Here is a 19,524-nt window from a genome sequence, read left to right as displayed (position 1 = left end):
ATCAGGCGGCTTGCTGGTACTTCTCAGGCATCTCCACACCTAAATATTGGTAAGTCTTTTCGGTCACTTCCCGGCCCCGTGAGGTGCGCTTCAGATAGCCCTCCTGAATGAGAAAGGGTTCGTACAATTCCTCAATCGTTTCGGCCTCATCGGCCACAGCGGTAGCGATAGTAGAGAGACCCACAGGACCGCCCGAAAACTTCTCTACGATGGCCGTCAAAATACGGTTGTCCATATCATCCAAGCCATTCTCACCGACTTCCAATGCCCGCAGCGTCCGCTGTACCACGTCGGTTGTAATCGTGCCTGTGGCAAGTACCTGCGCGAAGTCGCGGGCGCGGCGCAGCAGGTTATTGGCGATGCGCGGCGTCCCCCGGCTACGGGTGCCGAGTTCAAGGGCCCCGTCTTCGCTGATTGGGCAACCCAACAACTCCGCTGAACGCTGAATGATCGTAGATAAGAGGCTCGGCTGATAATATTCCAGACGACAGGAAATGCCGAATCTGGCCCGCAAAGGGGTAGTTAGCATCCCGGCGCGAGTCGTTGCCCCCACTAAGGTGAACGGGCTTAGACCGATCTGAACCGAGCGGGCATTAGGGCCGCTGTCGAGCATGATGTCGATCTTATAATCCTCCATTGCTGAGTATAAATACTCCTCCACCACAGGGTTGAGGCGGTGAATCTCATCGATAAAAAGCACATCGCCGGGTTGCAAATTGGTGAGCAGTCCCGCCAGTTCATTGGGCTTGTCCAGCACCGGGCCGCTGGTAGTTTTGAGGTGTGCCCCCAATTCGTTGGCCAGAATACACGCCAAGGTAGTTTTACCCAGGCCAGGCGGGCCATGTAACAACACGTGATCCAGCGGTTCTTGCCGTTCGAGGGCTGCCTGAACGAAGATGCGGAGATTGTCCAACACTTTTTCCTGACCGGAGAAATCGTTGAAGCTCAAAGGCCGCAGAGCGCGCTCTAACTCTACTTCCTGCACCGAGTCGGGCAGCGTTTGTCTGACTATGTTCATACTTTCTTTTTGATTTCTTGTACAACACAAATATAGCGATCTTTTCCAGATTATAATATAGTTGTATTATAAATTTTCTATCTTTGTAAAAGAAAAAATCGACCACTACCATGCGAGGAAAACAAGGAATTATATTGTACTTAAAACAGAGAGCCGCCCAACACGGCTCCCTCACTAGCCAGTGTTACCAAATAGCCCAGTCCGGTGGACTAACCGCCGCCGAAATGCGCCAAGCCATCCGCGCCGGACTGGCTCTCTATGATGAGAGGATGCGGAAGTACGAGGGAAGACAGGCGGCTTAATTTAATTTTGAATTAGTGAATGAGTGAATATTGCTTTCGCCAGATACTCGAGATATTCCGACATTCCTAATTCAATCATTCCGAATTGACCCATTTGGATATTTTCGACAAGCAGAAGCGGCGGGAAATCATGCAGGCGATTCGGTCGAAGGATACGAAGCCGGAGTGGATTGTGCGGAAGTGCCTGCATGGACACGGTTTTCGCTATCGGTTGCACGATCGCAAACTGCCTGGGCGTCCTGACCTGGTTTTGAAGAAATACGGTGCGGTAGTGTTCATACAGGGTTGTTTTTGGCACGGCCATACGCCTTGCAGGATCAGCAAACTACCAAAGTCCAATCGTAATTTCTGGGAAGAAAAAATCAAAGCCAATCGCGATCGCGATCAGCGCAATATCTTCCTGTTGGAAAAGCTAGGTTGGAAAATCTGGACGATCTATGAGTGCGAACTACGCACTGCCACCGACCGCGCCCAGACCCTCGGGCGACTGCTTCGCTTTCTTTACAGTCGTGACAAAGCTGAATATAAGCTTACTTTTGAAGCACCTGAACGCTACGAAATGGTGGCAGAAGAACTCCCAGATTATGGTTTGCCAGAAGAGTGAGTTTTTTGATTGCTCAGTTTTCATTCTCTTTTGCTATTCACTTTCAAATCAGTAACTCTCAGGTGACTTCATTCCCAGCCTATTGTATTAATCACGCTTTTCAAAAAGCAGTCAATTGGGTATATTCAGCTATACTCAACTCGAAACTTCCCTATGAAAAAGCTGATCAAACCAGCCAGTCTGCTGCTGTATTTGCTGGCCGTTCTCGTCTTTTTTATTCTTGTCCTAACGTATGGAGGCCTTTCGGGAGCAGGTAAAGGACAGGGTTTGGCTGGCGGAGCTATCGTTTTCGGCTACGGCTTAGTGGCTGCCTTTCTTGCCCTAATTGTTTATTTTTTCGTAGCGTTTTATGCTTCTCACATTGCAGTGGTGAAGACTAATCGCATTCTCACCGCCGTCTTGACCGTCGGAATTTTGTATACGATTTATCAATCTTCTTTCCGGCAAGGTGAAGTCCAGCGCAGTAACCCCCAACCGACGATACCCGTTAAGCCTGCTGTTATTGAAAAAATCGTTTCTATTTCCGATACTAATCCAAGCCAAAATACCGATACACCTATGGGCTTGGGATTCTTTTCCCCCGATTATTTTGATCGAGGTATTATGTATTTTTACGGGAATCCTGCCTTCGGAAAATCAGCCAGTTAACACACTCCTACGGACAGCCTCGTGTTTAAGCGTTTTGGACAGAGCCGAACTGACATTTCCTACGCCCCGCCCTGGTTGGTTCCTAATCATTTGAAATTGGATTACGACGTGCTCTATTTTCGGGTGAAGTCCGTGGGGAATTATTTCGTGGAGGTGGTAGTAAATACCGATACTCAGCAACGTGCTTATGTGGACCGAGAAGCAGGAAAGGTAGTTTACTGGCCGGAGTTTTTGCTAAGCATTCACTCAGTGGAGTACTTGGAAGGTATGGATCAAGATGTGTACATCAAACCCCTAACTCATGCGGGCAAGGTGAACAAAACCTATGTATTTCTAAGACCTATCCACATCCAAGACGATTGGATGCGAGTGGAGTTGCTGAACGATGATCTTAAAAGCACGAGGCAGGGGTGGATTCGGTGGCGGGCCGATGGGAGATTGCTTATTTCGTATTCTCTGTTGAGTTAGTCTTTTTATCGCAGAGAATAAATTGTAAACCTGTAGATGTTATGAGGCTGTCACTACCAGACTGTCCTCAGACCGTCCTTCTTATAGGCTTCGTATCGTAAGTCGGGCGACAGGATTGGTACTCCAAGAACCAGCGCCTGAGCGGCAATGATTCTGGTGGGGCGTTCGTCAGCGTTCAAACGGGTACTTATTATGTCCTCTGATTTTCTTTCCCAACTAATATCTATGAATGTATTGGCTTTCAAGGAAACGTATTTTTGATACACCTCCGTAGTCGTCATTACGCTTTCCAGGTCGAAGCGGTCGAAAATTTTATCAAAAAAGCCGTTTTCTTTATCGATCAAATAATGGCCAGTTCGCATTTTGTCGGCCCATTCGTGGATACTTTCCAGGCTCACCATGCATTCGACACCTTCCTCATTCAGCACCAACCGCGCGTTGTGCGACAGGCGGTCAGGACAACGGAATAAGTAATCCAGGGCGGGGGTGTCAAGCAGGACGCGAGTGGGTAGTTTTCTCAGATCGGTAAGGAATTGAGAATTATGGCTCAGTTCGGAAGCGTGAATGTTCCAGACATCGGGGCTGACCGCCACCACGGTAGTTTTCACCCATTTGTCCCAACTAGCTTGGGTAGCTTTCTTCTTTTTAGCAGGCTTTGGAGTTTCAGGAAGAGTAGTTTCTGCCTCGGCAGCAGGTACCTTTGTTTTGCGTTTGCGGGTCGATTTTACCACTTTTTCCTCCGGTGTGGGAACCACTGCTACTGTCAAGTCTGTGCTCGGCGCAACTACTTTTGCTTTGCGCTTGCGCGGAGACTTTACGGGAGTCTCTTGTTTTTCAATACTATTCGCCGGAGCATTTTTCAATTCAGGGACAGCCTCATCTTTTTTGATCCCACGCTTTTTCGCTGCCATATTGGGCTTTGTCTCGGGTACAGTGGGCGTTAAGAAAACGATTTCTCTTTTGGCATTATACACCTTACGCCTTCGCGGCTTTTTGGCGGTTGCGTCCTCCTTATTCACAGATACCACGTCGGGCACTTCCGGCGCGGCGGGTACTTTTACTTTACGCTTACGCGGCTTCCTGACTGTTGCTTCCATTCGCTGAGTTTTGGTATCCGAGAAACCAGCGCTGCGGCAGTTTCTCCTTAAAATTGTTAGGCCAGGGACTCGCCACTGCCTGGCTACGGGCCTGGTGGATGGCTTCTAATTTACCCGCCCGCCATTCCAGGTAGTTGGTCATCACTTCCAGAAGGTCATGGGCATAATAGCCCTGCGCCCGGCGGAAGGCGTACATCAAATCCCGCAAGCTTTCGCAGGAATAGGTGTCGTACAGCCACTCGGCGGTTTGTCGCAGCCGCCACGTACCGAAATTGGCTTCGGTGTTTTTGGGAAGACGGTCGAAATAAACCAGAACTGTCAGCGCAATCAAGCGGCAGACCAAATCTTTTCCATGTTTCTCGCCAAGTTGGTTGAGCTTGGGAGAAGACAGCGCCTTCTGCAGATCCAGTCCGAGTTCGGTGCTACGATACATATCGAGCAAACAACGATTTGCATTTGTAGCTAGGTCATCCCAACTCATTTGCTGCACGCTTCTAAATAATTCCCACTCGGGCGACACCTCCGGCCGCGTCCAATCCGAGTATTCTTTCACATTTTCCATATACAATAAAAATTAGTTAAAAGTATATTTTACAAATAAGCTATTGGAAACCGGGAACTAATTGATATTTTTGTGAACCGCAGCAAATATAGCCAAATTATATAAAAGATGAAAGACACACCACTTGATATTCATGAGTGCATCGAATTCCTTCTAGAAAATAAAGGAATGACCGTTTACGGGCTGAGTAAGGAACTGGGCTTCGACAAGCCCGCCAAGCTCTATACCATCCTGAATCGTCGAACCAAACCCAGCTATGACACGCTGGTGAGCATCACAAACCGCTTCGATGACATTAATGGCGACTGGCTGCTGCGGGGCACGGGTGAACCCTACATGAATCCGAGCGGTAGTACTCCGCAAATACAGTCTGACCGTTTGAATGAGCGCAACCAGAATCTGGAAAAGCAGATTGCCGACCGGAACGAAACCATCGAACTTTTAAAACAGCAGATCATTATTCTGCGCGAGGTCATCAATCATTCCCACCGCAATGGCACCGTTCAAGGAAAAGAGGTTTTTTCTTGATATGTGTGGTACGGGCATCTTGCCGTTGATAGAATTGTTATACCAAGCGGGCAAGATGCCTGAGCGTGAGCCCGACCGTACCATATCACTTAGAACGGCAGGTCGTTCAGCCTTGGGTAGAATTCGTCGCCCGAATCTTCCTTAGCCACAAACATGTCTGGCAGCGGCTCTTCGCAAAGCGAGCGCAGTGCCAGCGCGTTATACATCGTCTCCACTTCCAGCGTGTGGTAAGGCGTAACTACTTTCGTCTTCCGCTCCCCTATTTCAACTTCTTTGATACTTTTTCGATCCACCATGTGGAACGAGTGCTGTCCCCGCAGGGCAATAAATCCACTATTAGTCATGATTTAGTTTTTTGATTATGTGATTGGCAAAACGCTGCCATACTCTGGTCATCTGAGTCGAAAGAGCTTTCAACTCTCAACCAATTCAAGCTGCCTGCTGCAACGAGTAGTCATCCAACGGGTCAATGGCCAAGTAGTAGCCCTGCGACACCAGCTTATGCTGGGCAGAAACCGTCAACGTTTCGTTACGAAATACGCGGTGCGTTTTCACGAACTCCCGCATTTCGGAAATGCGCTCGGGCTTGGCAGTTTCGTAAGAAAAGCGAGCAATGAACCACGACTTATTGGGATCGCTCTTGCTCTGTACGCGCTCGGGCTTGATCGTCAGCACCACGTCACACAGCGACTTACGTTCGTACAGGATAGGTTCCAACAGACGGTACAATTCGTTAACCGACGTATTATTGAACATGATGGACGACACGCAGTTGTCTTCGTCTATGAAGAAAAGCTCGGCCCACAACTCCCGCAAAGACCGACCAAAGAGTCCGTCTTCAAAGATGCGGTAGGCAATGGGCTGAAAAGAAAAAGTTGAAACTAGGCGTCCCGAAGCATCAGTCAACACGCGATCGCCGTAAAGGTTGAACTGACCATTCTGGCCATTAAATCGGTACTCGCGAGGCCGTCCCTCGAAGTACAGGTATTTCTGCTCGCTGGCTGCTACCAAAGCACTATCGGTTTGCTGCATTACGCTCAAGCTGGCAGGAGCGGCGGATATATGTTGGTTTTCGTTATTGGTCGTTTCCATGTATTTCAAGTTTAATATAAATCTATACCACAAATATAAGGTATAGCTATGATATATTTATATCATAATGCAATTTTTTTTGCATTTTTTGTTAAATAAAATTGGTACGGGTAGCGGAGCAGTGTTTTGCTACCTTTGCAATAGATGGACTGGTGCTTCGTGATTGAGCGAAGAACATCAAACACTATGCAGTTAAGTACATGCACGGGCTTGCAGGTGCGCTTGTTCGACCTTACGAGAGAAAAATTATGCTGACGGACTTCGGGATTATTTTACTTTTTATCATTGCAGGCTTCGTACTGTTGGGTACGGTCTTGGGTGTGGGCCGATTGCTGCGACCTGACAACCCAAACCCTGAGAAGAATACTACTTATGAGTCGGGCGAAGATCCCGTGGGGAATGCCAATGTGCAGTTCAACGTGCGGTTTTATGTCGTAGCGCTGATCTTCGTGCTGTTCGAGGTGGAATTGGTTTTCCTCTTTCCCTGGGCGGTCGTTTTTGGCCGAGAGGATTTAATAGCCCAAACAGACGGTCGCTGGGGATGGTTTGCCTTAGCCGAAATGGCGGTATTCGTCGGCATCCTCGCTTTGGGACTCGCCTACGCCTGGGCCAAAGGCTACCTGGACTGGGTGCGGCCCAACCCAAAAATCAGCGAAGTGGATTCCCCTGTGCCTTCAGAATTGTACGAGCGGGTAAATGAAAAGTTTGGAGGACAACGAGGAGCAGGAGAGTCTCCGATCTTTCCAAACAGCTAAGGCGTATTTGAAGCTATGCGCAAAAATTGCTTCTTCCTTGTGTTCATCATTTTCCTTCCCGCCTTCAGTATAGCCCAGCGGATCGACAATACCGCTACGCAACGGGATATTCCAGGTAAGGGCTACTTCCGATTTCATTACGACAACGACTTCTTTTCCCGCAGCCGAACCGACTACTACTACACGCAGGGGTACAGTTTTGAAATAGCGCATCCGGTTTTTGCTAAAAATCCTTTGTCCAAAATTCACCTTCGCTACAGAAATCGCCCGAGGCTGGACGGACTGGCCTTCGAACATTTCGGTTTCACGCCCACCAGCATCAAGAGCGACGAAATCCTGCGCGGCGATCGGCCCTTCGCGGGCGTCATCATGCTCAAATCCTTTTCGGTTTCGGTGGATACGGCGCGGCGACAGCGGCTCAGTTCAGTATTGAGCCTGGGCATGGTGGGCCAGGCGGCTTTTGCCGGACAGATGCAAACGGCCATCCACCGCTGGTCGGGCGACGCGGAGCCGCACGGCTGGCAGTACCAGATCCGCAACGACGTAGTTGTGAACTACGAACTGAACCACGAACGGCAGTTAATTGCTGTTCCGGATTTCCTGTCGCTAAATTCTAACGCCCAAATCAGGTTGGGGACGCTGTCAGATAAAGTACAGGCGGGTTTAATGCTTTCGCTGGGGTACTTCGATTCTGCTTTTTCTTCTTCCTTAAAGCCCAGAAAAAAGAATTTACAAATTTACGTGTACAGTCAGCCGCTGGGTAGTTTGGTAGGCTACGATGCCACGCTGCAAAGCGGATTGTTCAATCGCAGTAGTCCCTACACTATTCCGGCCAGTGAAATTAACCGCTTTACTTTTCAGCATAATTACGGCGTGGTGCTAAGAGTCAGAAAATTTTACGCGGAGTACTACCGCACTTATCTCAGCCGGGAGTTTAAGACTGGGCGGGAGCATGTTTGGGGCGGAGTGAAGTTGGGGGTGGCATTTTGACGAAAAACAGACAGCATCGCAAAGAGTCACTCCTACCCAAAACTATTTGAGAATACGCGGTTTTCTCACTTCCAGCCAATATATTTAGCCCAACAATCAATAAAATCTCTGATTCCATGAAAAAGCATTACAGTCTCCTACTGCTTCTCTTTGTCACCTTATTTTCTTTCGCCCAAGCCCAAAACGATGTCATCGACAAGATCGTTAAGGAAGAAGAAAGCAACTCTCAACTCCAAAAAATTGCTCACGAACTGATGGACGGTATCGGACCGCGCCTCGTGGGTAGCCCTGGCATGAAGAAGGCCCACGACTGGGCGGTGAAGAAATATGAGTCCTGGGGCATCCCGGCCCGCAACGAAAAATGGGGCGAGTGGCGCGGCTGGGAACGCGGCATCACGCACATCGACCTGGTGAGTCCGTGGGTCAAGACGCTGGCCGGGACGCAGTTGGCGTGGAGTCCACCAACGCCGAAGAATGGCGTGAAGGCCGAAGTCATTATCCTGCCTGAGTTCGCCGATTCGTTGGCGTTCCAAAAGTGGTTACCCAACGCCAAGGGTAAATTGGTGATGATTTCGATGCTGCAGCCCACCGGGCGGCCCGACTACAACTGGAAGGAATTCGCGACGGACTCTTCTTTCAGTAAATTAAGAAAAGACCGCGACGAAATGACCAGAGCATGGTATGAGCGACTACGCAAGACAGGTTTCGGTCGCCGCGAGTTGCCTATTGCGCTGGAAGACGCCGGGGCCCTGGGCATCGTCACCTCTTACTGGTCGCAGGGATTTGGGGCCAACAAAATTTTCGGCGCCTACACCAAAAAAGTACCCACTATCGACCTGAGCGTGGAAGACTACGGTCTGGTTTATCGGCTGGTCGAGAGCGGGGACAAGCCTGTCATCAACCTGGTGGCCGAGTCAAAGGAAACGGGTGTGGTACCGACCTTCAACACCATCGCCGAAATCAAAGGCACCGAAAAACCCGACGAGTACGTGATGCTGTCGGCCCACTTCGATTCCTGGGACGGTGGTACGGGTGCCACCGACAACGGCACGGGTACCATCACGATGATGGAAACGATGCGGGTTTTGAAAAAGGTGTACCCCAACCCCAAGCGCACGATCCTCGTCGGCCACTGGGGCAGCGAGGAGCAGGGACTTAATGGCTCGCGAGCCTTCGTGGAAGATCACCCTGACCTGATGCCGAAAATCCAGGCGCTCTTTAACCAGGACAACGGTACGGGCCGCGTGGCTAACATATCGGGCCAGGGCTTCGTGGACGCCTACGACTACCTGGGTCGCTGGATGAACAAAGTACCCAACGACATCAAAAAAGACATCAAGTACGACTTCCCTGGCAATCCCGGCGGTGGTGGCTCCGATTACGCCTCTTTCCTGGCGACGGGCGTTCCGGCTTTTTCGCTTAGTTCGCTGAGCTGGTCGTACGGGAACTACACCTGGCACACGAACCTCGACACCTATGACAAGATCGTTTTCGACGACGTGGAAGATAACGTGATCCTGGCTGCGATTCTGGTTTACATGGCCAGCGAGGACGATAAAAGTACCTCCAAAGAAAGGCGCGTTCCCATCGGTCGCAACGGCGAGCCTACATCCTGGCCGGAGCAAAGGTCACCGACGCGGAAGGGAGGAATTGATTGAGTGGAGAGTTAATAGTTCCGCGACGCGATGATGGCATTGTTCTTTTAGCCGAAACAGATACGTCCAATTCGTTGTTAATTCCTCAAACGACACTATCAGCCGCACAGGCGGCCCTGTCTCCAATTTCAACTATCCAATAAAAAATGATTATCCAGATAAACACCGACAATCACATCACCGTCCACGAAGCATTTGAAGCGGAACTCGATGCCCTGATTAATGACAAGTTGAGCCGTTTCAGCAAGCAGCTCACCCGCGTGGAGGTGCATCTCTCGGATGAGAACAGCCATAAAGAAGGTAGTCAAGACAAACGCTGCCTGATGGAAGCCCGCATGGAAGGGATGGCTCCCATCGTGGTTACCGAGAATCAGGATACGATTATGCAGGCCATCACCGCTGCCCTCGATACTTTGAAAGCCTCGCTCACTTCGGCGAAGGGGAAGGCCCGGAATTATTGATCTGCAATTTTTTTATAAGTAAGCTCCGCCGAGGTTTCGGCGGAGCTTTTTTTGATGCTTATTGTTTCCCGCCATCAAGCGGTAAGCCGGCAATACGGCAATTGATTCTGCAATCGGGCGAACACACAGGTTCGACCTTACAAGCCTTCGGTGTCCCCCTTCCTCAATCTATTCACGAATAAATGCGCCCGCCGAGTGGGTTCTGGAAGGCGGTAGCCGCCATCACAACGAAGCGTAAGGTCGACGGCGGTGGTCAGGTCAATGAGATGGCCAGGCGATATGAACACTGGATTGACTTTGTTCTTTGTGCGTAAAGCCGCGCCGATTGTTTCGCCCTTATGTATCATCGGTGACCAGTTGCCACGCTCGGGGGCGGGTTCAGTAAAAGTACCGACCAACACCGACTTGCCGCAGCCGAAAGCAGGGCGGTCGAGCCACAGCCCCATGTGGGTAGCGATGCCCAGGCGGCGCGGGTGCGCCAGGCCGTGGCCATCGAACATGACGACATCGGGAACGGTTTTAAGCTTTTCCCAGGCTTCCAGCAGGGCCGGGCCTTCGCGGAAAGTCAGCAAGCCGGGTACGTAAGAAAACGTAGCCGTGGTAATCACCCCCGCTTCCTCCACTACTTCCAATGTATCCAGCCGTAGCACCACGATCCCCGCATAAACGGTTTCTTCGTATTTATTAAAAGAAATATCGCAGCCCGCAATAGTCTCGGGCGGACTAGTCAATGGCTGAACCATGATATGCTGCCGCAAATCCTCCTGTAACCCTACTGCCTCGGCGGGCGTGACGTTCCAGGGGTGCAAGGTTAAGTGGGAAGCCATATTTTAGTGATCGGTGATGAGTGAAATCTATCTACCAGCAACTTGATGCGAAAAAATAATAGCCAACTGCCGATGGCCCTTACCGATGCTTCGTTACTCCTATCTGTTCGCAGCAGGGCAGCACGGGGCAGGTGGAGCATTTGGGTAAGTTGCCCGTGCAGATATGTTTGCCGAAGGGCATGAGAAGGCGGTTGATTTCAGTCCAGAGTTCGACGGGTACTTTTTGCTCTAAAATTTTTAGGGTTTGTTCGGGTTGTTTGGTGGCGACATAGCCCCAGCGGTTGATGACACGGTGGACGTGAACATCCACGCTGATGGCTTTGTGGCCCGCCGCTACGCCCAGTGCTAGGTTGGCGCACTTGGGGCCTACACCCTTTAGGTCAGTTAATTTGGTATAATCGGCGGGTAGCTGGCCTTCGTATTGTTCTACGGCGGCTTTCGCGATTCCCAGGATGGTGTTCGTTTTCTGTTCGGGGTAGGTGCTGCCATAGAGCAGGGCGGTCAGGCGGGAAGAACTGAGTTTCAGGATGGCTTCGGGCGTACGAGCCTCGGCAAACAGCGCCAGCGACACGGGGATGGTTGTCTCGTCGAGGGTGCGAATGGAAACGACGCAGGAAATCAACTGCTCGAAGAGCGAGTCGTAGCCTCGTTCCCGCAGCTCGAACATGGCGGCTTTCGGGAAGGGGCGGATGGCGGTTTCGATGAGGTCGAGGACTTTTTTTAGTTCGAGGTTTTCTTTCATGGCCTATACCTTCCCGTGGTTGTCCCAGTGGTCTTTGATGATTTTGTCGGCTTGGTCTCGGATGAGCGTACGAACGAAGCGGTGGCCCCTGATTTTTCCGTCCTCCCCTTTTTTACCAATAAAAAGCAGGATGGGATGACCCGCCTCGTCGGTTTTCATGGCAGCGTCGTAGCGCTCGAAGGTGAAGTCTATCAGGCTGGAAGGCGCGTATGTTTTTTTTAGCTTTTTGAGCAGTTTGCCACCAATCTTCATGGGTCAGGAAGCTAAGTTTTATTTGATTAATAGTGGATAGAGATTCCTCACGGGATAAAAAAGTGTGCCGCGCCGATCTGCTTTTCTGTTTAACTTTGGCAGGATTTGCAATCAACAACAAAACGACACTCCCTGCCACCTATGAAAAAGTTTTGCTCCTATCTTCCTTTCCGTATCGACGGATCGCTCCTCTCTCCCACCGGGCGGCCCCCTTTCCTCCTCTCTCGCATTTTACTTGTCATCCTGAGCGTAGCCGAAGGGCCTCTTCTTGCCCAAACCGCCCACGAGTACGAAATTGAGTTCCCCAACGCCGTTCACCATGAGGCACTGGTGACAGCCACTTTCAAAGCGCTCGAACCCAAAGTGCTGGCCCTGCGCATGAGTCGCACCTCGCCGGGACGTTACGCCCTGCACGAGTTTGCCAAGAATGTCTACGACGTAAAAGCCACCGACGAAAACGGCAAACCACTCACCGTCACGCGGCCCAACCCCTACCAATGGGACGTCAGCGGCCACAACGGCACTGTTCGGGTCACATACACGCTCTTTGCCGACCGGGGCGATGGCACCTACTCACAAATCGATGAAACCCACGCCCACCTTAACATTCCCGCTACGTTCATGTACGCCGCCGACTACCCGCAGCGGCCTATCCAGGTACATTTCAGGCTCCGCGCTGATCTGAAATGGAAGGTCGCCACGCAACTCCGGCCGCTGGGCGGCGACATTTATTCGGCCCCCAACCTGGACTACTTCATGGACAGTCCGACTGAGATCAGCAATTTCTCGCTGCGCGAATTCACCGAAACTTCTAACGGCAAGTCGTACACCATTCGCTTCGCGCTGCACCACGACGGCACCGACGCCGAGTTGGATACCTATATGGAAAGCGTCAAGAAAATTGTGGCACAGGAAAAAGCCGTGTACGGCGAACTACCCGATTACGACTTTGGTACCTACACTTTCCTGGCTTGTTACCTGCCACACGTATCGGGCGATGGCATGGAACACCGCAACTCGACGGTACTGACCAGCACCCGCAGCCTGGCCGATGGCGGCTTGACCCGCAACGCCAGCACGGTCGCCCACGAGTTCTTTCATGGCTGGAACGTGGAACGCATTCGGCCCAAATCGCTGCAACCCTTCGATTACACCGAGGCCAATATGTCGGGTGAACTGTGGTTTGCCGAGGGTTTCACGCAGTACTACACGGGATTAATGCTCTGCCGGGCGGGCGTTATCTCGCCCCAAGACTACGTGGATGGACTGGCGGGTGGTCTCAACTACGTCATCAATTCGCCCGCCCGCAAGTACTTCAATCCCGTCGAAATGAGCTATCAAGCGCCCTTCGTAGACGCGGCGGCCTCCATCGACCCGGTCAATCGGGAGAACACATTCATTTCTTACTATACTTATGGCAGCGTTTTGGGCTTGGCCCTTGATCTTTCGCTGCGTGATTTAGGCGGAGAGTTGTCACTCGATGGCTTCATGCAATCTGTCTGGAAAACTTACGGTAAGAGCGAGATTCCCTACACCGTTCGCGACTTGCAATTGGCGCTGGAAAGCTACGCGGGACAAAAATTTAGCAGTGAGTTTTTCAGTAGGTACGTTTTCGACTCACAAATGCCGGATTACAAGACATTGCTGAAATCCGTCGGCGTGAGCTTCCAGCCAGTGAACTCTAAAAAGGCTTACTCAGGAGCCTATCTGGATGTCAGGGATAAGGCAGCCATATTGGTCGCCCAGCCCATTGAAGGCAGTGCCGCCTACCAGGCTGGACTTGCCAAAGGTGATAAATTAACCTCTCTTGGCGGCAAGCCGATTGCCGAAGACGCTAACGTGCAAAATCTGTTGGCTGCTTATAAGCCCGGTGATAAGGTAAAAGTGACTTTCGAAAGATTTGGGAAAGAGTATACCGCAGAGATGGTACTTCAAGCGGATGTATCGTATAGCACGGTGCTTACGGAAGGGAAGATTTCTGGGAAGGCAGAGGAGAAAAAGCGTGGATGGCTGGGCGAGAAGTAAAAAGCTCTGATAGCTTCCACCAACGGATTCAAAAATTCACATGCTACGCAATCATTTGCCGTCGCCGCAGAAACACCACGACCCCAAACGCCACGACCCCGGCCACGCCCGCCAGCACCAAACTCAGGGTAGAATCTTTCTTATCCACGGCCGGTGGTAAGAACACCACTCCGCTGGCATTGACCAGCGCCGGGCGGTTGCGATAACGGCCCTGCGCGGGCAGCGCCAGACGGTAAAAATTGTTGGCTAACTGTTCGAGTTCCTGCCGCATGGCCTTGCCGCGCATGGGTTGACCGTGACCAGCGGCAATCACTTTTGGTTTCAAATCGGCCAGTTTGCGGACAGATTTTTCAGCAGCTCCCCAGTCGTAGGTGACAGGCATCGGCGGACCGTGCAGTTCCCGCTGCTGCGTGATGGTAGCAATGGCCGACTCCATCTTCACCGTTGCCAAGGCATCCCCCGCAATGAGCGTCCTGTCATCCTCGCGCCACAGGCTAATGTGGCCGGGAGCATGACCGGGCGTGTGCAACCACCGCCAGCCATCGAGACCAGGCACGTGACCGTCGGCGGGTAGCGGTGCGACCCACCGCCGAATGTCAATCGGCCCCATCGGAAAGGTCCAGGAAAGATCGGAGACCAGGCCACCACCCACGCTTGGGTCGGCAGGCGGGTACGAGGAACGGCCCGTGAGGTAAGGCATTTCCATAGCGTGGGCATAGACCTGGATATTCCATTCTTGCGCCAGTTCCTTGACCGATCCCGCGTGATCGAAATGACCGTGGGTGAGGATAATGCAGGCCGGGCGAGTACCTTCGCCGAAGAGATCGTCGGCCATTTTTTTGACGCTACTTCCCGAAATAGGGAGTCCTGTGTCCACAAGTACCCATTTCCCGTCGTCCTCATTTTGCACCATATAGACGTTCACGAAGTACTCTTTCATGCCCCAAATACCCTTCGCGACCTCAAAATAATCGCCCTTTCCTATCATCTTACCCCAATCCATGCTTATATTTTGTTTGTTTCAAAAAAATCAAATCCAAACCAAAACAGTTAAAAAACCATGCCGCCCACGTGACAAGTTTTAGTTAAAAACTACCTTACGTATATTAAGCGCGTAAGCATTTCTCTTTTTACAAAAAATTTATTCCGCATTTCCTGCGCAACTATCAATCGCATCGGCGACCGCCACGGGGCGCCCCGCGGTGTCAACTGTAAACTAAAATATGAGAGCCGTAGTAAAGAAAAACCGATCGCATTATTCCAACCCCCACCTCGGGTACTTAACGCCCGTCTTCGTCGAACGCGAAGACCGCTGGGTTCGGGTAGAAGATTTAAAAAAAGATTTCCCTAACAATGAATGCATTTTTATTCACCGTGATTACGTCGCGCTCAACGAGGGTTACGCTGATAACGAGCTTTTTATCCAAACCTATGAACAAAATGCTTCGCATAATCCCGAGTATGACGGTAGTTCATTGTTCACGGGTACGGGCGAAAATGCCTTGGCCCCGAATAACAGCGAGTTCTGCCGTATCCTCGATTCGGGCCGTCCGTTTGATCCAGAACAGGAGTACTGGATTTGGCAAACCGTCGATCCGCTAAACGATGTATTTATCCGAATGGGCGATTTTATCTATGGCCCCTTTAATTTTAGTTCTAGAAAAATAGACGAAGAAGACGGCGTAAATCTGCTCCTGCGGGCCGAGCCGGGTCTTGACTATTGTATTTTTAAAATCAATGTCAACGACGCCGAAAAGCACCACCATGTCCACCAGGATGGTAGTTTTTACTATCTGATTAGCGTAAGCGAACTACTGGAAGACCAACGGGTGCCTAAGGAAAGCATCTACTACGGTTCCCCGACCGACCTGCTGGATTGGGCCAAAAATATCACCGATTTATCTACCGTCAACGACATCCGGCAATTAGGCAAAACCCTTAGTTCAGCTACCAACCCGTCGCCCGTCGAGCAGGCCAAGCTGAATCGGTTGAAGTCTTTGTTGGGTAATTCCGACGAATGGTTTTCCAAGCGGCTGCCCGTTTTTATTTCTCAATATTTGGAAGAAAACCCGATCGGCAAGAAGAAGGTCGAGGATTATTTGAGAATTAATGAACAGCCCAACGCCGAACAAAGCGGCGAGTTGAAGCGGCTACGGGAAGAGTTGGAACAATTACGACAGCAGCCGGGCGGCGTGGCTCTTGACGAACGGCTAACGACCCTGCCCGCTCCCCAGCAGCGGCTCATCAACGAACTACTGAACGACGGAAACCTTCGCCTCAAGTACGCCTCGGCCCGCTCGCTCGAAGCGCAAATTCAGCAGTTGGAGAAAGATCGCGAGAGGAAGAAAAAGCTACTCGCCGAAAGTACGCGGGAGTTAAGGCTCAAAGAAGAATTAAAAGCAGGGTTAGAAAAAAGTCTCGTAGAATTGAAGGAGCATTTTAGCAATACCGAGGAAGTACGCTCCAAGTTTTTTGAAGTAAAACCGTACATCGACTGGGTCAACGGCATTGTACCTTCCACCACTGGGGAGACGGAACAAAACAACATTCGGGAAGCGCTGGACGCGCTGAAACTGAAAGAAGATGTGCCGCCCTTGCGGGAGTATTTGCAGGAAATAAGGGAGAATCTCGACAGGCTCGACCGCCGGATCGAGTTCAATGACCTGGCCAATTACTTCATCACCATCAATCAGAATTTCCTGACCGTGTTCGCCGGGCTGCCGGGCGTGGGCAAAACCTCGCTCGTAACCAAGCTGGCGGCGGCGGCTGGCCTGAAAGAGCGCTTCCTGGCTATTTCCACGGCGCGGGGCTGGACCTCGCAGCGCGATTTCATCGGTTACTACAACGCCATCAGTAACCATTTCCAACAAGCCCGCACCGGACTTTTCGACGTGTTGAAAAGCTGCGACGCCGGGACGCGCCGGGGGCTGGACATTCCTTACTGGGTGCTGCTCGATGAGGCCAACCTCAGCCCGATGGAGCATTACTGGTCTGACTTCATGCGCTTCACCGACCCCGACTCCGAGCGGGTGCTGCGCATCCCTAACGCCAGCAACCTCGACGAACTCCGCCTGGGTCAGGGCCTGCGCTTTATCGCTACCATCAACTACGATCATACCACCGAACCCCTCTCGCCGCGCCTGCTCGACCGCGTGGCCGTGGTGCGCTTGACCGCGCCCAAAGACACGATTCGGGTGGAGAAGCCCGTCACGCTGCCATCGGTCACCGACTACTACTCCACCGAGCAACTGGAAGAGATGCTCAACCCCAGCGAGGGCAGCTACGAAATGGCGAGTAATTCACTGAATCTTTTCAACGAAATCAGGGAATTGCTCGAGAACGAGGAGGACGGTCTTCCGATTATCATCAACCCCCGCAAGCAGCGCGACGTGAGCAAGTACTGCGCCATTGCGCAACAGGTGATGGAGGACAACGGCAACGCCCAAAATGCCTTCGACTACGCTTTTAACCAACAAATCCTGCCGCTCATCGCCGGACGCGGCGAGAAGTTCGGCAAGCGGCTCAACGATTTGCACGACCTTATCGACCAGTTCCTGCCCAGCTCGGCCCTGAGCCTGCGGCGCATCATCCGCAACGGCGACGCTAATTACTACAACTACCGCTTTTTCGTATGATCGTCAACGCCACGGTACTTCATAAATCGGAGCGATACAGCCAGGAAAAGTCATTTCAGTTGGTCGAGAAATCGGCGGACGCGCCGCCGGAAATCAGCGAAAATGACTTCGTGGCTTTTCTTTTCGAGAGTTCCGAAATGCTGCCGCCCAACGCGCTGGTGTGGCTCTCGGAGGTGTCGTACGAGCTGTCGCTGCTGGCCGTGGCGCCAGACGGACGACACCTGTACGAGTGCCTGCGCTACGTGGAGTTGGAAGACGAAGACGAGCGCCGCACTTCGGCTGAGGTGGAACTGATTCCCGGTCAGCGGCAGCGGGTGCAATACGGCAAGATATTTCTCAATCTCTTCGGTAGCTGTGAGGTAGCCGTGGAAGACGGCGAGGGCGAACCCAGGCGGCTGGGTAGTTTCGAGGTATTGCCCAGCAAAATCAGGCCGGGTGAGGTCAATCACATTTTCGATTATTTGTTGGAAAAAGGGGTGGATTACTGGCAGCCCTTTTCGCTGGTAAAGTCGCGCAACACGGGTGTACCCATCGAGCGGCAGCACCTGTTCTGGATGCTCAAAAAGCTGCATACCGACCTGGAAAAGCTGAATCGACAACTGCCGTTGTTTCGCCTCGCGCCACGCTCGCGGCTTACGCCGCAGCAAGAAGTGGTACCGTGGTCGGAAGACATCGAGACCACCGACGCCTCGCTGTACTGGCTGATGGACAACCTTTCGGCCCTGGAACGCACCAACAATCCGGCTACCGCCAATCTGCGCGTCGGCAATCGGCTGTTCAATATGTCGGAGGTGCAGGTCGAATACCTGCGGGAGAACACGGATATCTACGAAAACCAGATCGTCCACGGCTACCTCGAAAGCATCCGCGAGTACTGTACGAGTCGCCGCCGTCAGCTGCACAAAAAAGTGGAGCAACTGACCTGGGAAGTCAGCCAGCGGGGCGGCCTTCCCAGCCGCCAACTGCTGCGCTACTACCGCAAGCTGCTCAATGACTGCGGCGCGGTGATCGAACAAACCGAAACCGCCCTGCACTTTTTTCAGCTTTACCTCCCGGTTTCGTTCCCTCGCCCGGAGTTTCCGGCCCGCGCCGAGGGCTTCGAGACCCGCGAACACTACCGCGCCCTGCTCGATCCGATTCAGGAATGGTTCAGCCGCGACAAGGATTTGCAGTCGGGGGCGCAGGAGTTGTTTTCCGGGACGCGCTCGATGGACAAGCTGTACGAGTTGTACTGCTTATTTCAAATGATCGAGGCGATTGAGAAGATGGGTTTCCCGCTCCTCCACGCCCCGGCCGACCAGCCGTCTCGGGGTATTCTGGAAGAAGACGAGGCGTACACGGGCGCTTACCATTTCGCCCCACACGACGGGCTGCACCTGACGCTCTACTACGAACGCCTGCCCGATACGCACCAAACGGCGCTCTATTCGCAGAGTAAGCGGGCTTTAAAACCAGACTTCATCATCGAATACCGCCGCGAGGAAGCGAAACAAAGCGAACTCATTGTTTTCGACGCCAAGTACCAGACCGTCGAAACCATCCGGCGTTTCACCTACAAGTCGATCATTCCCAAGTACCTGCACGGCATCAGTCGCCGAGGCGGGGGCGACGCGCGCATCCGGGGCCTGTTCCTGCTGCACCCCGAGGACGCAGGTCAGCACGCGGTAGAGTCGTGGCACCAAAGGCCCTACCGCTGGTTCGACGATAAGCCGATGCTACCCGCCATCGGCCGCATCGAAGTGCCAACGGGAGCCAAAGCGCAGAATCAGCTGAATGAAGTGATACAACGAATCTTCGAGATTACGGAGTAGAGACGCGATAAATCGCGTCTCTCAGGCGAAAGCAATCCGCGTCTAAATGAAC

General features: G+C 52.2%; 21 protein-coding genes. 12 read left to right on the top strand and 9 right to left on the bottom strand.

What is annotated here, in order from left to right; genetic code table 11:
- Nucleotide 1 precedes the first annotated feature (1 nt).
- A complete protein-coding gene (gene ruvB / locus ACEW8P_RS17815; RefSeq protein ID WP_373514428.1) occupies nucleotides 2–1,018 on the bottom strand; it encodes a Holliday junction branch migration DNA helicase RuvB in 1,017 nt (338 codons plus the stop codon).
- Nucleotides 1,019–1,128: 110 nt separating this feature from the next.
- Between ruvB and ACEW8P_RS17810 the strand changes: the two genes are divergently transcribed.
- The 4 genes from ACEW8P_RS17810 to ACEW8P_RS17795 all read left to right on the top strand — a co-directional run bounded on the left by ACEW8P_RS17810 (nucleotide 1,129) and on the right by ACEW8P_RS17795 (nucleotide 3,040).
- A complete protein-coding gene (locus ACEW8P_RS17810; protein WP_373514427.1) occupies nucleotides 1,129–1,320 on the top strand; it encodes a hypothetical protein in 192 nt (63 codons plus the stop codon).
- 85 nt (nucleotides 1,321–1,405) lie between these two features.
- Nucleotides 1,406–1,924 carry a very short patch repair endonuclease gene (locus ACEW8P_RS17805; RefSeq protein ID WP_373514426.1) on the top strand — a complete coding sequence of 173 codons (519 nt, stop codon included), beginning with the start codon at nucleotides 1,406–1,408 and terminating at the stop codon, nucleotides 1,922–1,924.
- A 153-nt stretch (nucleotides 1,925–2,077) separates the two neighbouring features.
- Nucleotides 2,078–2,572 carry a hypothetical protein gene (locus ACEW8P_RS17800; protein WP_373514425.1) on the top strand — a complete coding sequence of 165 codons (495 nt, stop codon included), beginning with the start codon at nucleotides 2,078–2,080 and terminating at the stop codon, nucleotides 2,570–2,572.
- Between the two features lie 21 nt (nucleotides 2,573–2,593).
- The gene (locus ACEW8P_RS17795; protein WP_373514424.1) at nucleotides 2,594–3,040 is read left to right on the top strand and encodes a hypothetical protein; all 447 of its coding nucleotides are present in this window, start codon (nucleotides 2,594–2,596) and stop codon (nucleotides 3,038–3,040) included.
- Between the two features lie 53 nt (nucleotides 3,041–3,093).
- Here the strand turns inward: ACEW8P_RS17795 and ACEW8P_RS17790 are convergent, their stop codons facing one another.
- Together ACEW8P_RS17790 and ACEW8P_RS17785 are read right to left on the bottom strand one after the other, a co-directional pair.
- Nucleotides 3,094–4,137 carry a hypothetical protein gene (locus tag ACEW8P_RS17790; RefSeq protein WP_373514423.1) on the bottom strand — a complete coding sequence of 348 codons (1,044 nt, stop codon included), beginning with the start codon at nucleotides 4,135–4,137 and terminating at the stop codon, nucleotides 3,094–3,096.
- Nucleotides 4,109–4,690: a hypothetical protein gene (locus ACEW8P_RS17785; protein ID WP_373514422.1), complete on the bottom strand. Its 582-nt coding sequence runs from the start codon at nucleotides 4,688–4,690 to the stop codon at nucleotides 4,109–4,111. The genes ACEW8P_RS17790 and ACEW8P_RS17785 overlap by 29 nt, the downstream gene beginning before the upstream one ends.
- A 117-nt stretch (nucleotides 4,691–4,807) precedes the next feature.
- Between ACEW8P_RS17785 and ACEW8P_RS17780 the strand changes: the two genes are divergently transcribed.
- Nucleotides 4,808–5,227: a helix-turn-helix transcriptional regulator gene (locus ACEW8P_RS17780; RefSeq protein ID WP_373514421.1), complete on the top strand. Its 420-nt coding sequence runs from the start codon at nucleotides 4,808–4,810 to the stop codon at nucleotides 5,225–5,227.
- A gap of 89 nt (nucleotides 5,228–5,316) precedes the next feature.
- On the opposite strand, the gene ACEW8P_RS17775 is transcribed toward ACEW8P_RS17780, so the two are convergent.
- Together ACEW8P_RS17775 and ACEW8P_RS17770 are read right to left on the bottom strand one after the other, a co-directional pair.
- On the bottom strand, nucleotides 5,317–5,571 hold the full coding sequence (locus ACEW8P_RS17775) for a hypothetical protein (RefSeq protein ID WP_373514420.1): 255 nt from the start codon (nucleotides 5,569–5,571) through the stop codon (nucleotides 5,317–5,319).
- Nucleotides 5,572–5,656: 85 nt separating this feature from the next.
- The gene (locus ACEW8P_RS17770; protein WP_373514419.1) at nucleotides 5,657–6,319 is read right to left on the bottom strand and encodes a hypothetical protein; all 663 of its coding nucleotides are present in this window, start codon (nucleotides 6,317–6,319) and stop codon (nucleotides 5,657–5,659) included.
- Between the two features lie 248 nt (nucleotides 6,320–6,567).
- On the opposite strand from ACEW8P_RS17770, the gene ACEW8P_RS17765 reads away from it, so the two are divergent.
- From ACEW8P_RS17765 to ACEW8P_RS17750, 4 genes are all read left to right on the top strand, one after another.
- Nucleotides 6,568–7,074 carry an NADH-quinone oxidoreductase subunit A gene (locus ACEW8P_RS17765; RefSeq protein ID WP_373514418.1) on the top strand — a complete coding sequence of 169 codons (507 nt, stop codon included), beginning with the start codon at nucleotides 6,568–6,570 and terminating at the stop codon, nucleotides 7,072–7,074.
- A gap of 39 nt (nucleotides 7,075–7,113) precedes the next feature.
- A complete protein-coding gene (locus ACEW8P_RS17760; protein ID WP_373514417.1) occupies nucleotides 7,114–8,064 on the top strand; it encodes a lipid A deacylase LpxR family protein in 951 nt (316 codons plus the stop codon).
- A gap of 116 nt (nucleotides 8,065–8,180) precedes the next feature.
- Nucleotides 8,181–9,722 carry a M20/M25/M40 family metallo-hydrolase gene (locus tag ACEW8P_RS17755; protein WP_373514416.1) on the top strand — a complete coding sequence of 514 codons (1,542 nt, stop codon included), beginning with the start codon at nucleotides 8,181–8,183 and terminating at the stop codon, nucleotides 9,720–9,722.
- Nucleotides 9,723–9,865: 143 nt separating this feature from the next.
- Nucleotides 9,866–10,180: an HPF/RaiA family ribosome-associated protein gene (locus tag ACEW8P_RS17750; RefSeq protein ID WP_373514415.1), complete on the top strand. Its 315-nt coding sequence runs from the start codon at nucleotides 9,866–9,868 to the stop codon at nucleotides 10,178–10,180.
- Between the two features lie 137 nt (nucleotides 10,181–10,317).
- Here the strand turns inward: ACEW8P_RS17750 and nfi are convergent, their stop codons facing one another.
- The 3 genes from nfi to ACEW8P_RS17735 all read right to left on the bottom strand — a co-directional run bounded on the left by nfi (nucleotide 10,318) and on the right by ACEW8P_RS17735 (nucleotide 12,001).
- Nucleotides 10,318–11,007, bottom strand: coding sequence for a deoxyribonuclease V (gene nfi, locus ACEW8P_RS17745; protein WP_373514414.1), 690 nt, complete (start codon nucleotides 11,005–11,007; stop codon nucleotides 10,318–10,320).
- Between the two features lie 79 nt (nucleotides 11,008–11,086).
- Nucleotides 11,087–11,749 carry an endonuclease III gene (gene nth / locus ACEW8P_RS17740; RefSeq protein ID WP_373514413.1) on the bottom strand — a complete coding sequence of 221 codons (663 nt, stop codon included), beginning with the start codon at nucleotides 11,747–11,749 and terminating at the stop codon, nucleotides 11,087–11,089.
- 3 nt (nucleotides 11,750–11,752) lie between these two features.
- Nucleotides 11,753–12,001: a hypothetical protein gene (locus ACEW8P_RS17735; RefSeq protein WP_373514412.1), complete on the bottom strand. Its 249-nt coding sequence runs from the start codon at nucleotides 11,999–12,001 to the stop codon at nucleotides 11,753–11,755.
- A 141-nt stretch (nucleotides 12,002–12,142) separates the two neighbouring features.
- Here ACEW8P_RS17735 and ACEW8P_RS17730 point away from each other — a divergent pair, with 141 nt between their 5' ends.
- Complete coding sequence (locus ACEW8P_RS17730; protein ID WP_373514411.1) at nucleotides 12,143–14,026, top strand: M61 family metallopeptidase; 1,884 nt, start codon at nucleotides 12,143–12,145, stop codon at nucleotides 14,024–14,026.
- Nucleotides 14,027–14,069: 43 nt separating this feature from the next.
- Here the strand turns inward: ACEW8P_RS17730 and ACEW8P_RS17725 are convergent, their stop codons facing one another.
- Nucleotides 14,070–15,029: an MBL fold metallo-hydrolase gene (locus ACEW8P_RS17725; protein WP_373514410.1), complete on the bottom strand. Its 960-nt coding sequence runs from the start codon at nucleotides 15,027–15,029 to the stop codon at nucleotides 14,070–14,072.
- A gap of 220 nt (nucleotides 15,030–15,249) precedes the next feature.
- Here ACEW8P_RS17725 and ACEW8P_RS17720 point away from each other — a divergent pair, with 220 nt between their 5' ends.
- Both ACEW8P_RS17720 and ACEW8P_RS17715 read left to right on the top strand, forming a co-directional pair.
- The gene (locus tag ACEW8P_RS17720; protein WP_373514409.1) at nucleotides 15,250–17,661 is read left to right on the top strand and encodes a hypothetical protein; all 2,412 of its coding nucleotides are present in this window, start codon (nucleotides 15,250–15,252) and stop codon (nucleotides 17,659–17,661) included.
- The gene (locus ACEW8P_RS17715) at nucleotides 17,658–19,472 is read left to right on the top strand and encodes a nuclease domain-containing protein (protein WP_373514408.1); all 1,815 of its coding nucleotides are present in this window, start codon (nucleotides 17,658–17,660) and stop codon (nucleotides 19,470–19,472) included. The genes ACEW8P_RS17720 and ACEW8P_RS17715 overlap by 4 nt, the downstream gene beginning before the upstream one ends.
- Nucleotides 19,473–19,524: the final 52 nt, after the last annotated feature.

The organism is Persicitalea sp. (assembly GCF_041751555.1).
GTDB lineage: Bacteria > Bacteroidota > Bacteroidia > Cytophagales > Spirosomataceae > Persicitalea.
Note: the sequence above shows the minus strand (reverse complement) of the source record. Positions and strands in the feature narration are given on the sequence as shown.

Bases quoted from the DNA above. Each gene is read 5' to 3' on its own strand.
- ACEW8P_RS17775 (WP_373514420.1), bottom strand. From the start codon at position 5,571: ATGACTAATAGTGGATTTATTGCCCTGCGGGGACAGCACTCGTTCCAC.
- ACEW8P_RS17730 (WP_373514411.1), top strand. From the start codon at position 12,143: ATGAAAAAGTTTTGCTCCTATCTTCCTTTCCGTATCGACGGATCGCTC.
- ACEW8P_RS17750 (WP_373514415.1), top strand. From the start codon at position 9,866: ATGATTATCCAGATAAACACCGACAATCACATCACCGTCCACGAAGCA.
- ACEW8P_RS17715 (WP_373514408.1), top strand. From the start codon at position 17,658: ATGATCGTCAACGCCACGGTACTTCATAAATCGGAGCGATACAGCCAG.
- nth (WP_373514413.1), bottom strand. From the start codon at position 11,749: ATGAAAGAAAACCTCGAACTAAAAAAAGTCCTCGACCTCATCGAAACC.
- ACEW8P_RS17755 (WP_373514416.1), top strand. From the start codon at position 8,181: ATGAAAAAGCATTACAGTCTCCTACTGCTTCTCTTTGTCACCTTATTT.
- ruvB (WP_373514428.1), bottom strand. From the start codon at position 1,018: ATGAACATAGTCAGACAAACGCTGCCCGACTCGGTGCAGGAAGTAGAG.
- ACEW8P_RS17735 (WP_373514412.1), bottom strand. From the start codon at position 12,001: ATGAAGATTGGTGGCAAACTGCTCAAAAAGCTAAAAAAAACATACGCG.
- ACEW8P_RS17780 (WP_373514421.1), top strand. From the start codon at position 4,808: ATGAAAGACACACCACTTGATATTCATGAGTGCATCGAATTCCTTCTA.
- ACEW8P_RS17810 (WP_373514427.1), top strand. From the start codon at position 1,129: ATGCGAGGAAAACAAGGAATTATATTGTACTTAAAACAGAGAGCCGCC.
- nfi (WP_373514414.1), bottom strand. From the start codon at position 11,007: ATGGCTTCCCACTTAACCTTGCACCCCTGGAACGTCACGCCCGCCGAG.
- ACEW8P_RS17720 (WP_373514409.1), top strand. From the start codon at position 15,250: ATGAGAGCCGTAGTAAAGAAAAACCGATCGCATTATTCCAACCCCCAC.
- ACEW8P_RS17770 (WP_373514419.1), bottom strand. From the start codon at position 6,319: ATGGAAACGACCAATAACGAAAACCAACATATATCCGCCGCTCCTGCC.
- ACEW8P_RS17725 (WP_373514410.1), bottom strand. From the start codon at position 15,029: ATGGATTGGGGTAAGATGATAGGAAAGGGCGATTATTTTGAGGTCGCG.
- ACEW8P_RS17790 (WP_373514423.1), bottom strand. From the start codon at position 4,137: ATGGAAGCAACAGTCAGGAAGCCGCGTAAGCGTAAAGTAAAAGTACCC.
- ACEW8P_RS17800 (WP_373514425.1), top strand. From the start codon at position 2,078: ATGAAAAAGCTGATCAAACCAGCCAGTCTGCTGCTGTATTTGCTGGCC.
- ACEW8P_RS17765 (WP_373514418.1), top strand. From the start codon at position 6,568: ATGCTGACGGACTTCGGGATTATTTTACTTTTTATCATTGCAGGCTTC.